Raw genomic sequence first — 15,091 nt, forward strand, 5'->3', positions numbered from 1 at the left:
TAGCCAATATTTAATAGAACCTATTATGAAATATTGTAGCAAAATTTTGCTCTTTATAGGTTATTTTATTGGGATAACCTGTATGGCGCAAACAAATGAAAAAATCAACCTTGAAGAGCTATTTGAAAGTTTATCGGAGGAACTACCCGAAGACATCGATTTAAGTGAACTAAGTGAAAAATGGACCTACTATTTAAAAAATCAGATTGATCTGAATAAGACTGATGGGACAGAACTAATCGAATTACAATTTATAGATCCTTTATTGTTGCAGCGGTTGATTGAGCATCGTCAGGTTTCTGGCAACTTTATCAATGTCCTGGAGATCCAGTCCATTGAGGGATTTAATACACGGATTGTGAGCTTATTGTTGCCTTTCGTTAAAGTCGGAGAGGCTAGTCCATTTGCGGGAAGCAAATTCAATGATGTATCACACGAATTTATGTTGCGATACGGACGGACCTTAGAGAAAACAAAAGGATACCAAATTATAGATACCACAAGATCTCGGTATCTGGGAGACCCCAACCGATATGCCATCCGATATCGGGCAAATCTAAAAGATAAAATTCGCTTAGCGATAAATATGGAAAAGGATGCTGGCGAGCCATTTTTTAAGGATAAGCAAAAACTGGGATTTGATTTTTATGGAGTAAGTCTATTCGTTAAGTCTATTGGTCCAGTTCGCAACCTTGTCTTTGGAGATTATGCATTGCAATTTGGTCAGGGACTTAGCATGTGGAATGGTTTGAGCTTTGGTAAGGGGGGGCTCGTACAAAATACCGCCAGACAGGGAATCGGGGTGAAGCAATATACGTCATTAAATGAGGTTAATTTTATGCGTGGAATTACTGGAACCTTACAGCTGCAGCGATTTGAGATCACACCATATTTTTCATATCAGAACATCGACGCCAATGTAGCCGATGATATAGAATCTAGGGTAATTAAGACGATTGCGAAATCAGGATTACACCGAACAGCAACTGAGCAACGCTATAGAAATGCTGCACATCAAATGACCTATGGAATGAATGTTTTATGGCGATACAATCGTTTCAAAATAGGAGTTAATTTCAATCAATCTCAATTGGATGCGATTAAGCTCAAAGGGACGGGCAAAAGACAGCAGTATGATTTCGAAGGCGATGTGCTGCAAAATATAAGTCTGTATACCAATTATACGTTCCGAAATGCTCATCTATTTGGAGAATACGCCAGTAGCCTAGATGGTGGCTCGGCTATGCTATTGGGGTCAATCGTCAGCTTACACCCACGACTATCTACTGTTGTTCTTGCTCGGAATTATAGGAAAAATTACCATACTCTTTATGGGCAGGGTTTTGGTGAATCGAGTAACACCTCAAATGAAGAGGGAATTTATGCAGGACTAACCTATCAATTGGCAAGAAAGTTAGTTTGGTCCAGTTATATTGATTTATTTAGCTTCCCAGAAGCTAAATTTCAAGCTGATACCGGATCTGTAGGTGCGGACTTTTTTAGTCAGCTCAGTTATATATGGTACAAGAAAGGACAACTTGCTTTAAGGTATAGAAATCGATTAAAACAGACAAACTATATAGGAGAGGGGCAAACTGAATCAGGACTGATAAATAGCTCAAAGCAACAGGTACGTATAGAGTTTCAATATAAATTGAATCGTATCTGGACTATTCGTTCCCGAGCTGAGGCTAATCTGTTCCAGAAAGAATATGAGGATAATAGTCTTGGCTATCTATTTTATCAGGATGTTTTCTGGAAGCCTGATGTCGGAAAGATTCAATTAAATACACGGATAGCCTATTTTCAAGCCGATACTTATGACAATCGGATCTATGCTTATGAGAACGATGTCTTATATGCTTCAGGATTTGGAATGTATAATATGAAAGGTTGGCGAGCATATTTGAACTTAAGATATAGAATAAACCATAATCTCGATATATGGACAAAGTATGGTATTTACTATTACCCCGATAAAGACACAATAGGTGCAGGATTGGATGAGATCAGCGGTAACAGAAAGTCCGAGATCAAGGTACAATTGAGATGGCAATTATGATGCAACTGAGTTTTTATCAAAAGCTGGAACGAATTCCTATACTAAAGATTGCTTTGGTTTACACTATTGGTCTCTTTGTCGCTCCAATGCTGAAGCTCTCGTTGACATGGTTTCAATACCTGCAACATAGCTTGGTTTTGTTAACAGGAATAACGCTTTGTTGCTATATACTCAAAGGAAGATTGTCTAAACATAGCTATCTTATCGGATATTATATGCTAGTCCTGTTATTTAGCGTATGGCAATTTTGGCGTAACGACCCGCTTTATACTGAAAATCATTTTTCGCATTTTCATCTGGATAGCTATGTTTTAGATATTATCGAGGAACCTAAAGCTAAGTCCGGTGTCATTCGGTTTTCAGCTGAGGTAGTGGGTGGTTATAGCCAAGGAAGTTTTATAGCAACTACAGGCAAAATCATGGTCGCCTTAAAATCTATCGCGAAAAGCCGGTTTCAATACGCCGATCGGATTTGGTTAAAGGGTCAAATGGTGAGTGTGCCACCGCCATTGAATCCACTCGAGTTTGACTATAAAGAACACTTGGAAAGAGCTGATATCTATCATCAAATTTTCTTACGAACGGATAGCCATACCATAATCGAAAAAGGAGCTTCCCAATCCGCTGATATTACTGGTATAGCTCTAGAAATACGGGGATATTTTTTAAAAAAACTGCGGAATTATTTTGAGAAAGAGGAACACTTCTCTATTGTAGCTGCTTTGATATATGGTTTTCGTAATAATCTTGATGAAGATACCATAAGGACATTTACAAATACGGGAACGATACATGTATTGAGCGTTTCTGGAATGCATGTGGCAGTGCTTTTCGGTTTTTTATCACTCGTGTTTAGATATATTCCCTGGCCGTTAATGTTGAACTGGGTGCCTGTTGTAATAACATTTTCCATTATTTGGTTATATGCTTTTATTACGGGCTTAGATCCACCTATTGTTCGTGCTGCGATTATGATAAGCTTTGTTTTATCCGCACAGTATTTTAAACGAAATAGTTCGACTTTAAATGCGTTGGTGGCTGCCGCAACAGTTATTTTGCTCTTGTCTCCTAGAGCGATTACGAATGTGGGCTTTCAGCTCTCATTTTTGGCGGTTTTAGGCATGATATTATTTTTGCCAATTTTTGAAAAAATGATTGCTGCAAAAAATCCGGTACTGCGTTTTTTTAGGGATACTATTGGCATCTCTATTGCCGCACAAATTTTGACAACACCACTTACGCTCTATTATTTCGGACAATTTCCTACTTATTTTTTACTGGCTAATCTACTAGTTGACTTCCCTTCAACATTAGTAATGTATCTGGGTTTTGTGATGACGATCAATCCTATTGATTGGTTAAATGAGATCTTGGGAAATCTCTTGGAAAATTTAATCAGATTTATGCTTTATTGTCTGAATTCCATTGATCGTTTGGCCTTTTCAACTATCAATATCAATATCATTGATAACGTTCTTCTTTTCCTTTCGTATGCCGCTATTTTTTCGTTTTTATATGCCTATCAATGGAAAGACAAAAAATATCATTATTTGGGACTCCTTTGTGTTATAGGGATGCTCATCATAGACATCCACAATCAGGTTATAAATAAAAATACAGAGCGATTTCGGGTTTATAACACAAGAAATGAGCTGACCATAGCTTATTTTAGGAATAGACATGCTGTTATTTACAGCACTTTTGATTCGTTAAATAATAAAGCCCTGCAATATGCTTGTGGTCGGGAAATCCGGGTATTGGCCACCAAAGATAATGTTCAATTTATTCCATTAAATAGTAAAGCTACAAGGAATAATTATTTAATAGAGTTACCAATAGGAAAAGTAGTCGTTATGGAGCATTTTAAAGATACGCTACCACAAGCAGATCTATTGGTTATTAGGAAGAATGCTGTTCATAAACTATCTACTGTAGTGCGTATAATTTCACCCAAGCAGGTTATCCTTGATGGCTCCAATTCCCTTAAGAAATCGTTCCAAGCCCAGGTCATACTGGACAGTTTAAGGATAAAGAGTTATATCATAAAAGATAATTTTGCGTATGTTTGGGATAAGGAGAGCTTATGATTTTAGATAGCATATCAATCTTAAGACAATATTGGGGTTTTGAATCATTTCGACCATTGCAGGAAGAAATTATTCAGTCAGTTATTTCTGGTAAAGATACACTAGCTTTATTACCTACAGGAGGGGGGAAATCCATTTGTTTTCAGGTGCCCGCATTGATGATGGAGGGAATCTGCATCGTGGTAACACCGTTGATTGCGCTGATGAAAGATCAGGTAGAACACTTGAGGAAAAACGGTATCCAGGCAGTCGCTATTTATTCAGGAATGAAAAAGAGGGAAGTGGATATTACCTTGGATAATTGTGTCTATGGAAAAATAAAGTTTCTTTACTTATCTCCTGAGCGATTGTATAATGATCTTGTCAGGGAGCGGATCAGATTTATGAACGTCAATCTGTTCGCTATCGATGAGGCGCATTGTATTTCTCAATGGGGCTATGATTTTAGACCGCCATATCTGGAGTTATCGAAACTGAAGGAGCTTCATCCTAAAGTACCATTTTTAGCACTGACCGCAACCGCGACTGAACGGGTGATTGTCGATATACAGAAGAAACTCAATTTTCCGCAGGAGAATGTATTTGTCAAAAGTTTTCTTCGAGATAACTTAGCTTATATGGCTATTGAGGAAGAAGACAAAATGGGGCGGATGGTACGTATTATTCATAAACTGGGTGGATCAGGTATCGTGTATGTTCGAAATCGGAGAGAGACGCAGGAAATAGCACGTATTTTAATCAACAATGGGATATCATCAGACTACTATCATGCAGGACTGCCTGGACAAGAGCGTGATCAGAAGCAGAATGGCTGGATGACTAATGCTGTTCGTGTTATCGTTGCCACAAATGCTTTTGGTATGGGAATCGATAAACCTGATGTTCGTTTTGTAATTCACCTTGATCTGCCTGATTCGCTGGAAGCTTATTACCAGGAAGCTGGTAGGGCTGGACGTGATGGTAAAAAAGCTTATCCAGTTATCCTTTATCAAAAGAATGATGAAAAAAAACTCGTTGATACATTGGAGGCCAGTTTTCCGGATGTCCCTTTCATTCAACAGACTTATCATTATTTGTGTAATCATTTCCAGATTCCCTATGGAGCGGGCGAAGGTCTTACGATAGATTTTGATGTGGTTACGTTTGCCAAAAAATATCAATTGCCTTTGGTACCGGTCATGAATGCACTGAAATTTTTGGAACGCGATGGTTGGTTGACATTGTCAGAAGCGGTAACGATACCCTCACGTTTCAAATTTGAAATTGATAGCACAGAATTATATAAGGTTCAAGTGCAATATGTGAAATATGATAAATTGATTAAGGCAATTTTACGTACCTATGGTGGAGTTTTTGAGAATTATATACTAATTAATGAATATGAATTTGCAAACAAGCTTGGAGTTCAATACGGTCGGGTGGTGGAGCTTTTAAAATCACTGGAAGCATTGGAAATTGCAAGTTATCTCCCTTCTACGGATGCACCACAGTTGACATTTTTGCAAAATCGTGTGGACTACAAACACCTGTACATCGATCATATCTTTATTCGCGACCGCCATCAGGTCAAAGGGGAACAGGTCAATGGAATGATAGATTATATCGAAAAATCCCATTGCCGCAGCCAGTCCTTACTGCTTTATTTTGGCGAAAAGAATGCGGGTTTTTGTCAGGTATGTGATCTATGTTTAATGCGTATACACAAAGAAAGCCAGCGAACTAAAATTAAGGAAGAGATAAAAAACAGCTTGTTGTTGGCACCTAAAAGTCTTCATGATCTGATTGACAGTTTGACCCTCGGAACTGAAAAAAGAAGAATAGAGATTGTCCGTGACCTACTGGATGCCGAAGTAATTCGTTTGGAGGACAAGCTCTATTCCTGGAATACTTTATTTTGATTATTTTTCTATTGGGAGGTTAAGTTCTTCTCTGCCCCATTCAGACCAGGAACCATCGTATACACGTATGTTTGTATGCCCTGAAATATACGATGCAAAGGCAAGGATAGAAGCTGTTACCCCCGAACCACAGGAAAATATGTATTCATTTTCTGTTGTTTTAAATTGATCGAATTGCTGCCTAAGGTCGTCAACTTGTTTATAATAAATACCATCAAGCAATTCTTCGAAAGGTAGGTTTTTCGAATGGGGAATATGTCCGCCATTAAGGCCTTTACGGGGTTCCGCAACTAAGCCGGTAAATCTTCCTTTACTTCTAGCATCGAAAATACTTACTTCTGGCGCCTTATAATGTGCTAAGATATACTCTTTGTCAGCGTAAAGGTTTTTTTGAAAATGTGCCTTATGATTTCCCGTTTTGTGCTGCTGCTTATAATTGTCTGTTAGTTCAAATTTGTTTTTTTTCCAGGCAGGAACTCCTCCATTTAAAATATAGACCTGATCAAATCCCATTACCTTAAACATCCACCAAGCACGTGGACTGGAATAAACCCCCCATCTATCATATAAAACAATGATGCTATTCTGATCAATTCCCAATGCTTGCGCTTCTGTCTCAAACAGCTGTTCAGAGACCAAGGTATGGGGCAATTTAGCAGCATGGTCTGAAAATTTCCCCTCGATATCAAAAAATAGTGAATTTGGCAGTAATTCTAATTTTGAATCTTTTAAGGATTGACCGACCTTATCGATGGTACAGTCTAGTAGGATCACATTTTCATCTCTTGTCAATGTATCCTGAAGTTCGGATGGACTAATTAAGGCTGATTTGAATGACATAACAATTGTTCTTATGTATACAAAATTACAAAGCAGACCGTTAAAAACAAAGAGGCTGTTCTTTTGGAACAGCCTCTTTTTATGGATTGAAAATGCTAATTACTTAGCGTTTTTGTCATTTTCCATTTGCTCTTTCAATTGAGCTAACACGTCTAAGTCGCCTAAAGTAGATTTTTCAACAGAATCTTTTACTTTTTTAACAGCTGAAGATTCAGCTTTAGCGTCTTTTTTACGGTTGCTAGACTCTTCTTTGCGAGCTTCTTCTTTCTCTTCTTCCCAGATACGAGAGTGAGAAATTACCAAACGTTTGTTCTCTTTGTTGAACTCGATGATTTTGAATGAAGTTACTTCATCAACTTTCAATGAAGAACCGTCTTCTTTAACAGAGTGTTTAGAAGGACAGAAACCTTCAACACCGTATTGTAGAGCGACGATATCACCTTTGTCACCAACTTTGATCACAGTACCTTCGTGGATAGAACCTTCAGTGAAGATTGTCTCGAAAGTATCCCAAGGATTTTCTTCCAATTGTTTGTGACCTAAAGATAACTTACGGTTTTCTTCATCTAATTCTAATACAACTACGTCTAATGTTTCACCAACTTTAGTGAATTCGTTAGGGTGGTTGATTTTTTTAGACCAAGATAAATCAGAGATGTGGATCAAACCGTCGATACCTTCTTCTAGCTCAACAAACACACCGAAGTTAGTCATGTTTTTAACAACAGCTGTTTGTTTAGAACCTACTGGATAACGCTCAGTGATGTTTTTCCAAGGATCTGGAGTCAATTGTTTGATACCTAAACTCATTTTACGCTCATCACGATCTAAAGTTAAGATTTGAGCTTCGATCTCGTCACCAACTTTTAAGAACTCTTGTGGAGAACGTAAGTTTTGAGACCAAGACATTTCAGAAACGTGGATCAAACCTTCAACACCTGGGATGATTTCTAAGAAAGCACCGTAATCAGCAACTGTTACGATTTTACCTTTAACTTTAGAACCAACTTCTAATGCTGTATTTAAAGATTCCCAAGGGTGCTCAGATAATTGTTTCAAGCCTAAAGCGATACGTTTTTTCTCATCATCAAAGTCTAATACAACAACGTTGATTGTTTGATCTAAAGATAAAACTTCTTTTGGATGCTCGATACGACCCCAAGAGATATCTGTGATATGCAACAAACCGTCAACACCACCTAAGTCGATGAATACACCGAAGTCAGTGATATTTTTAACAGTTCCTTCTAATACTTGACCTTTTTCTAATTTAGCAACGATCTCAGATTTTTGGTTTTCTAAGTCGTTCTCAATTAATACTTTGTGTGATACGACAACGTTTTTGAATTCGTGGTTGATTTTAACAACTTTGAATTCCATTGTTTTACCTACGTATATATCGTAGTCACGGATAGGTTTGATATCAATTTGAGATCCAGGTAAGAAAGCTTCAACACCTTTGATGTCAACGATAAGACCACCTTTAGTACGGCTCTTAACGAAACCAGTAATGATTGCATCATTTTCCAATGCCTCATTGATAGCTTCCCAAGATTTTTGAGTTTTAGCACGTTTGCGAGAAAGTACTAATTGACCGTTAGCATCTTCTTGAGATTCAACGAATACGTCAACTTTGTCACCAATTTTTAACTCTGGTAAGTCACGGAATTCGGATAAAGAAACTAAACCGTCAGATTTGAAACCAACATTTAAGACAACGTCTTTATTGTTGATAGAAACGACAGTACCTTCAATAATTTCACCTTGGTTAACTTGGTTGAAAGTATCTGCGTATTGTGCTTCAAGTTTAGCGCGTTCAGCTTCGCTATAATTTCCGAAACCTTTATCATTTGCATCCCAGTCAAATTCACCTTCTGGTGTGATCCAAGTGTTTGATTTGATTTCGTCGATTAAGTTTGAATCAGCTTCTGATTCAATTTTTTCAGTGTCTTTCACTACTTTAGTGTCAGCACCTTGTAGCTCTGCGTTTTTCGCTGCTAATTCTTTTTCTGCTTCTTGTTTTTTTGCCATTAATTAATTTTCTCCTTTTTCCTACGTTGTAGGAGTTGCAAAGGTACAAAAAAACTTTTAATGCAAAATTTTATTTTTCTTATTTTATTGAAAGACTTTCAGTTATCCCTTAGTTATAGGTTTCTGTCGAACAACTGGGTCTGAAGGGGCTCAGGACATGATCTTTCATTGGGCAGAATAGGAGGGGGTTAGGCCTTACAGTATTCTTTTTGACTGTTCGTTGTGTCTTGTAGTGCTATTCGTTATCTTTTTTAAATGAGTTGAAGATCCGCGGCTTGGCAATCACAATAGTTTGCTTGGACAATGCTATTGCGGCATTTAACTCATAGCCCAATAATAATATCAGGGTATTGAGGTAGATCCAGAGCATAATGACGATTAACGTTCCGATCGAACCATATAATTTATTATATGCACCAAAATGATTAATATAGAATGTGAAAATCGAGAAAGTCAAAATCGCTAATATAGTGGCCATGGAGGCCCCAGGGCTAAACAGCTTCCACTTGTTCGATGTAGATGGGCCAAACTTATAGATACAGCTCACCGTAAAGAAATAAATCGCGAAAATAATAATCCATCGTGCGAGTTTTAACAAAGTCGCCCACATACTGGATTTAATACCTGTAGTTTCTTTTAGATAATCAATCGTAACACCAGCAATGGTAAATACAGTCATCCCGACGGTGAGAGCAAAAATAATCAGAAAGGCTAATGTTAGCGCAATGAGCCTTTTTCTTATCCAAGGTCTTTTCTCGGTCATTAAGGAAGCTTTATTGAAAGCATTCATTAATGAGGCCATGCCATTGGTCGCAAAATATGCTGCGAAAAGAAAACCGAAGGAAAGGAGACCACCATTCTGGTTTTTAATAATATCCTCGAGGGTGGTTTCAACTACAAGGAATGCATTTTTAGGAATGACAACCGCTAAAAAATCCAGTAATTGTTCCTGAAAGTTGTTGATTGGGATATACGGAATTAATGTAAATAGAAAGATGATGCCAGGAAATATGGCCAACAAAAAACTATATGATAATGAAGAGGCCTTACTGACGATTGAATCTCTGGCGAGCTCCTGGAAGAAAAACACCGCTACAGTATAAAGGGGAAGTGAACCAAATCCTGGTAACACAACCCGTTTGCTCCATTCGATTAATCTAAAATAAGGTTCAAAATTTAATAGCCATTGGTGGAATTTCCCCATATCAATTAAAATATTTACTCATCTTATCCTGAAAGATCTGTGGAGGCATACAAGGTTTGTTCTTTTCCATATTGACAAATACCAATGTTGTCTCACCTTGATTGAGTAACTCGCCACTTTCGTTAAAAAGCTCATATTCAAAAATAATACGGACCGCAGGTTTCTTACGAATAGTTACCCGGATCGTTATCAGATCATCATACTTACCCGGTTTGAGATATTTTGTTTTCAACTCCGTGACAGGGAGCATAACGCCCATTTCTTCCAGCTCTTTATAAGATATCCCTGTACTTCTCAGCATTTCAGTTCTCGCTATTTCGTAAAAAGCAGCGTAATTACCATAATAGACATAACCCATTTGGTCTGTTTCTGCGTAGCGGACACGAATCTGATGGTCAAATACAAACATTATTTCTTGATATTTCTGGCATCTAACGCTTGTTGGAATTTTCGCGCATTTACCAGGTGTTCTACTTCTGTTTTTGCAAAATTATGGTAACCTGAGAAATCATCCTTTGCACACATATAGATATAATCATGTTGCTTAAAATTCAGAACCGCATCAATAGCAGCGATACTCGGGATAGAAATAGGCCCCGGAGGCAAGCCTCTATAGATGTAGGTATTGTAAGGGTTGTCCATTCTTAAATGTTTATTTAAGACCCTTCTGATCGTAAAATCATTGTTAGCAAAGATTACTGTTGGATCGGCTTGTAAGAGCATGCCTTTTTTTAGACGATTTAAATATAAGCCAGCGATCATGGGCATTTCGTCTTGGTGCAAAGCCTCTCCTTTAACGATAGACGCCAATGTACTAACTTGTTGTGGAGTTAGGTTAAGTGCTTTTGCCTTAGCAATGCGATCTGTATTCCAGAATTTTTTCCACTCATCATCAAAACGAGCAATAACCTTTTCTGGACTCGTATTCCAGTAAATTTCGTACGTATTTGGAATGAAAATTGAAATCAGGTTCTCTTTGGTAAATCCAAACTTTTGCGCTGTAGTTTCATCATTCAATACTGCAATAAATTGTGCTGAATCAGCCTCAAAGCTTTTGCCCAATAATGCAGCCATATTTTCTTTTAGCCTTACATTGGCAAATCTAAATTTCACAGGTTCCTGATAACCGCCCATCAAATTGCCTATCAATCGTCGATTGTTCATTCCGGGAGTTAATAAATAACGACCTGGTTTTACACTTTGTTCGTATTTTTTATACTGAGCAGCACGCTCGAATGAAGCGATATCATCTAAAAGACTAGAGTCTTGAATCGATTTGAGGACATCTTCATACTTTGCACCCTCATGGATGTAAAGGTATTTTTTCTCTCCAGAAACGTTTGAGGCAAAGAAAGCCTTATAAAATGTCCATGCAAAATACCCCCCGACAAGGATGACGATTAATGCAATAATTTTTAACCAACTTGGTATTCCTTTTTTATTTTCCATCAGAATTACTTTTTTATATCTGTGATAAAACCTTCACGGACATAGAACACAGATGATTCATGGCTTATGAAGGTTTCATGATCGCTTTAGAAGCCTAGACTATTTGCTTTATTTTCCTTTTTTTGTCCCGCTGTAGGCGCTGTATTTGAAGACTTGGCGGGAGGGGTATTTGTTGTCGTTTTTGTCGTAGTAGTGGGCTTCGTTGCAACGGGCTTCGCGGCAGGTGGGTTCGACTGAGTCGGAGTTACCTGTGGTTTGGGTACAGTTGTAGACCCCGGTGTACCTGTTGTCGGTGAAGGCGCTGTCAACGAAAGTGTCACGTCTATTTTGGCGCCTAAGCTCGTTAATCCCTTTTCTACCCCTGGAGATTGCACACTGATCACCGCTGTTGTTGTGTCGGTTACGTTGGGGTCGTAGGTTACTGTCCCCAAGCCAAGTCCGGCACCAGAAAGGGCAAATTTAGCTTCGTTCAAAGGCAGCCCGATCAGATTGGGAATTTCAACTTCATTCGCCCCAAGACCATTGCCGAGGACAAGATCTATCCGTGAACCTTTTGGAATCATTCGGCCATTTCGAATGGACTGACCCGCAAATTGGGCATCCAGAACAATATCTCTAGCAATATCAGCAACATAAGAAGTGTCACCTATTTTAAGATTATGATTTTTCAAGATAGCTGTTGCTTCAATCAAAGTCTTATCTTTAATATTTGGAAAGGAGACTTCTGGAGCCACTTGGGTGATAATGGTCAGATAAATTGTTCGACCAGATTTCACGTGAAATCCTTGCTCGGGATCCTGTTCGATCACCAAGCCCGGTTTGGCATCCATCTGATAAACAGAGTCAATTTGATATTCTAATCCAGCATCTTCCAGGGCTTGGATGGCTGCGTTGATATGGAGTCCCTTTATTTTCGGAACTGCGATAGATTCATCATGTTTAGTATATATTTTCAGCCCCACATATACCGCAAGAAATAGGCAGACTATCGCAATGAATGCGGCAATGAGATTTTTTCTGAACGTGGGTGTCTGAAGATATTGTACGACTTTGGACATTACTGTATTTGATAAAAATGAATTCTGCATAGAACCGCAATATTGAAGCCAATTTTGCAGAATGGTTAAATAAAATTATTCCTCACAAAATTATTCGTTTTTCCGTGTATAGCAAATTATATTTGCTATTCGAATCGCTAAAATTTATGAAAGCAAAAATAGCATTAATAACTGGAGGTTATACAGGGGAGGCCGAAGTTTCTTTTAAAAGTTCTGCCTTTGTCAATTCTCAACTCGATCATGACAAATACGATGTGTACCTGATTACCATATCAAAAGACGCATGGTTTTATACAGATAAAGATGGTCGGCAGTATCCGGTTCTGCGCGAAAGCTTTACCTTACCATTAAATGGAGAGACAATAAGTTTTGACTTAGCCTTTATTATGGTTCATGGTGTGCCTGGGGAGGATGGAAGGCTACAGAGCTACTTTGATTTGCTGGATATTCCTTATACTTCATGCGATGCATTGACGTCAGCTTTGACGATGAACAAGGGTTACACAAAGGCAATATTAAGTGATATTCCTGAATTGCATCTGGCCAAATCTGTTTTATTGTTTGAATCGCAACGAGCGGAAGCAATAAGCACTGTAGAAAGTAACCTTTCCCTTCCATATTTTGTGAAGCCTAACGCTGGCGGAAGTAGTATCGGAATGACAAAGGTGAAAGAATCAGCTCAACTGCAGGAAGCTATTGACAAAGCATTCGATGCCGAGAATACGGGGAAGCAAGTGATCGTTGAGGAATTTGTGACTGGACGTGAGTTTTCCGAAGGAATTTTCCGTAATGCGAAAGGCGAATTGGTGGTGTTGCCTGCAACAGAGGTTCGTACGACACGTGAATTTTTTGATTTTGAAGCGAAATATATCCCTGGCTTGACCGAAGAAATTACACCGGCAGACCTGACGACAGAGCAGCAAGAACGTGCTGCCCGTATTCTGAGGGAAATTTATGTTAGGTTAAATTGTAAAGGCATGGTGCGTGTGGACTTCTTCCTGGAAAACGGTACAGATAAGTTTTACTTTATCGAGATCAATACAATTCCTGGGCAGACAGCACAGAGTTTTATCCCGCAGCAGGTGCGCGCCTTTGGCATGAAAGAAGGTGAGTTCTATGGTGAATTGATCGAAAGCGCTTTATTATCCGCTAAATAAAATAGATCAATTCTCACACAAAGGGGGCTTCCAATTTTTTGAAAGCCCCCTTTGTTATTTTCTGAAATCAAACTTGGATAAATCGGGTTTGATTTTTTTTGTTCTCTTTAATTCCTCCTGATAGATAAGCTGTCCGATGTTTTTCAGAAATGGATAGGTGACCGTCTCGTATTCATAAATACCGTCATTGTAAATGCCGTTTTCATTAGACTGGACAACGACGGCAAGAAGAAACTCTACTCCATGTTCAAAATCTACAATATAGGCATTATCAATATTATATCCATAGGAGTCACCATACTTATTGAAAATACGGATATTAGGGTTTAGCTTTGCATTTTTTTCGCGTCCATAGAAAAGTAATTTGCTATATGTTGGCCAAAATTCTGTCGTATCATATTTTGGGAAATCCGATTCAAATGGATAACGTGACATATAATCATAGAGTAGTGTATAATCCTCTTTTTGTAAATTAAACCTGTCTTTGCTTTTGAATGCTTCTGGAAAAAGTAATTTCTTCAAGATCAGCTGTTGATCCGCTAGCGCATAAACGTTTAGTCCTTCAAAACTCCATGGTTCGTGGATGAGTTCATCTTTATCATTCATGTAACCCTTTCCTTGAAGCGTATTGGCTAACTTGATATCATAGTCTTTGGGGTCAAATTGTGCTTGTTGCTGATAGATAATATGGTCACCATTATAGAAGGTGAAAGGATTAGTATGCTTCGCCCAGATTCCTTTGTCACCTATAGCAAGGCGGTTGACAATTCGGCTGTATTTGGTGCCACATTTTTTGAGTTTTGCATTTAGCTCAGCACGGCCAATAAATTCGAACAGCCTGTTTTGGGCATCATTGTCACTGGTCAATAATATTTTTTTTACATACTGAGCAATTGACGGAAGACCATTAACCGCAGATTCATCCACGGATACTTTAGTTTGTTTTTCAAAAGCAGAGTCAATGCGTAGGGGTGTATCTTTTGTAAGGCCTTTAATATGTAGTTCATTGATTTTTTCCAGAGCCAAAATCGCAGTCGGCAGTTTTACGGTGCTTGCTGGATAGAAATACCAATTGGGATTCAGTCGATAACTATAAGACCTGAAGTGTGGGATATTGGATTTATCACGATCAATTTGGGTGTACAAAATCTGCACTTCATTCCTCATCGGATGATTTAATATTTGTTGGAATAGATCAGGGCGACTCTGAAGTAATTTTTCCAAGTATACGGTATCTATCTTTTGAGCATAAGTCTTGGACATCAGCATAATGAAAACAAGAGATAAATATTTTAACATTCCAAT

11 protein-coding genes are annotated in these 15,091 nt (G+C 38.3%); 4 read left to right on the forward strand and 7 right to left on the reverse strand.

Annotated features, from left to right (window positions below):
- Positions 1-25: 25 nt before the first annotated feature.
- Genes OGI71_RS25150 through OGI71_RS25160 form a run of 3 tightly spaced genes read left to right on the forward strand, consistent with a single transcriptional unit; the run spans position 26 to position 6,047 of the window.
- Complete coding sequence (locus OGI71_RS25150; RefSeq protein ID WP_282252862.1) at positions 26-2,062, forward strand: hypothetical protein; 2,037 nt, start codon at positions 26-28, stop codon at positions 2,060-2,062.
- Complete coding sequence (locus OGI71_RS25155; RefSeq protein WP_282252863.1) at positions 2,059-4,149, forward strand: ComEC/Rec2 family competence protein; 2,091 nt, start codon at positions 2,059-2,061, stop codon at positions 4,147-4,149. Before OGI71_RS25150 ends, OGI71_RS25155 begins: the two co-directional genes overlap by 4 nt.
- Entirely contained in the window at positions 4,146-6,047 is a 1,902-nt protein-coding gene (locus OGI71_RS25160; RefSeq protein ID WP_282252864.1) for an ATP-dependent DNA helicase RecQ, read from the forward strand. The genes OGI71_RS25155 and OGI71_RS25160 overlap by 4 nt, the downstream gene beginning before the upstream one ends.
- Here OGI71_RS25160 and OGI71_RS25165 read toward each other — a convergent pair whose 3' ends face one another.
- From OGI71_RS25165 to OGI71_RS25190, 6 genes are all read right to left on the reverse strand, one after another.
- Positions 6,048-6,887, reverse strand: a complete 840-nt coding sequence (locus OGI71_RS25165; RefSeq protein ID WP_282252865.1) for a sulfurtransferase — start codon at positions 6,885-6,887, stop codon at positions 6,048-6,050.
- A gap of 99 nt (positions 6,888-6,986) precedes the next feature.
- A complete protein-coding gene (rpsA, locus tag OGI71_RS25170; protein WP_282252866.1) occupies positions 6,987-8,918 on the reverse strand; it encodes a 30S ribosomal protein S1 in 1,932 nt (643 codons plus the stop codon).
- A 235-nt stretch (positions 8,919-9,153) separates the two neighbouring features.
- Positions 9,154-10,122 (reverse strand): YihY/virulence factor BrkB family protein, encoded by a 969-nt coding sequence (locus tag OGI71_RS25175; RefSeq protein ID WP_223580568.1) that lies wholly within the window; start codon positions 10,120-10,122, stop codon positions 9,154-9,156.
- A gap of 1 nt (position 10,123) precedes the next feature.
- A complete protein-coding gene (locus OGI71_RS25180) occupies positions 10,124-10,531 on the reverse strand; it encodes a thioesterase family protein (protein ID WP_223580566.1) in 408 nt (135 codons plus the stop codon).
- Positions 10,531-11,571, reverse strand: coding sequence for an endolytic transglycosylase MltG (gene mltG, locus OGI71_RS25185; protein WP_282252867.1), 1,041 nt, complete (start codon positions 11,569-11,571; stop codon positions 10,531-10,533). Before mltG ends, OGI71_RS25180 begins: the two co-directional genes overlap by 1 nt.
- 86 nt (positions 11,572-11,657) lie before the next feature.
- Positions 11,658-12,659: a PASTA domain-containing protein gene (locus tag OGI71_RS25190; protein WP_282252868.1), complete on the reverse strand. Its 1,002-nt coding sequence runs from the start codon at positions 12,657-12,659 to the stop codon at positions 11,658-11,660.
- 116 nt (positions 12,660-12,775) lie between these two features.
- Between OGI71_RS25190 and OGI71_RS25195 the strand changes: the two genes are divergently transcribed.
- Complete coding sequence (locus tag OGI71_RS25195) at positions 12,776-13,786, forward strand: D-alanine--D-alanine ligase (RefSeq protein WP_282252869.1); 1,011 nt, start codon at positions 12,776-12,778, stop codon at positions 13,784-13,786.
- Positions 13,787-13,840: 54 nt separating this feature from the next.
- Here the strand turns inward: OGI71_RS25195 and OGI71_RS25200 are convergent, their stop codons facing one another.
- Positions 13,841-15,085: a serine hydrolase gene (locus OGI71_RS25200; RefSeq protein ID WP_282252871.1), complete on the reverse strand. Its 1,245-nt coding sequence runs from the start codon at positions 15,083-15,085 to the stop codon at positions 13,841-13,843.
- Between the last annotated feature and the right edge of the window lie 6 nt (positions 15,086-15,091).

Source organism: Sphingobacterium sp. ML3W (genome assembly GCF_029542085.1).
Taxonomy (GTDB): domain Bacteria; phylum Bacteroidota; class Bacteroidia; order Sphingobacteriales; family Sphingobacteriaceae; genus Sphingobacterium.

What these genes read in the sequence shown, in the direction of transcription:
- OGI71_RS25165 (WP_282252865.1), bottom strand. Translation starts at nt 6,887, where the DNA reads ATGTCATTCAAATCAGCCTTAATTAGTCCATCCGAACTTCAGGATACA.
- OGI71_RS25190 (WP_282252868.1), bottom strand. Translation starts at nt 12,659, where the DNA reads ATGCAGAATTCATTTTTATCAAATACAGTAATGTCCAAAGTCGTACAA.
- OGI71_RS25175 (WP_223580568.1), bottom strand. Translation starts at nt 10,122, where the DNA reads ATGGGGAAATTCCACCAATGGCTATTAAATTTTGAACCTTATTTTAGA.
- OGI71_RS25180 (WP_223580566.1), bottom strand. Translation starts at nt 10,531, where the DNA reads ATGTTTGTATTTGACCATCAGATTCGTGTCCGCTACGCAGAAACAGAC.
- OGI71_RS25195 (WP_282252869.1), top strand. Translation starts at nt 12,776, where the DNA reads ATGAAAGCAAAAATAGCATTAATAACTGGAGGTTATACAGGGGAGGCC.
- rpsA (WP_282252866.1), bottom strand. Translation starts at nt 8,918, where the DNA reads ATGGCAAAAAAACAAGAAGCAGAAAAAGAATTAGCAGCGAAAAACGCA.
- mltG (WP_282252867.1), bottom strand. Translation starts at nt 11,571, where the DNA reads ATGGAAAATAAAAAAGGAATACCAAGTTGGTTAAAAATTATTGCATTA.
- OGI71_RS25155 (WP_282252863.1), top strand. Translation starts at nt 2,059, where the DNA reads ATGATGCAACTGAGTTTTTATCAAAAGCTGGAACGAATTCCTATACTA.
- OGI71_RS25200 (WP_282252871.1), bottom strand. Translation starts at nt 15,085, where the DNA reads ATGTTAAAATATTTATCTCTTGTTTTCATTATGCTGATGTCCAAGACT.
- OGI71_RS25160 (WP_282252864.1), top strand. Translation starts at nt 4,146, where the DNA reads ATGATTTTAGATAGCATATCAATCTTAAGACAATATTGGGGTTTTGAA.
- OGI71_RS25150 (WP_282252862.1), top strand. Translation starts at nt 26, where the DNA reads ATGAAATATTGTAGCAAAATTTTGCTCTTTATAGGTTATTTTATTGGG.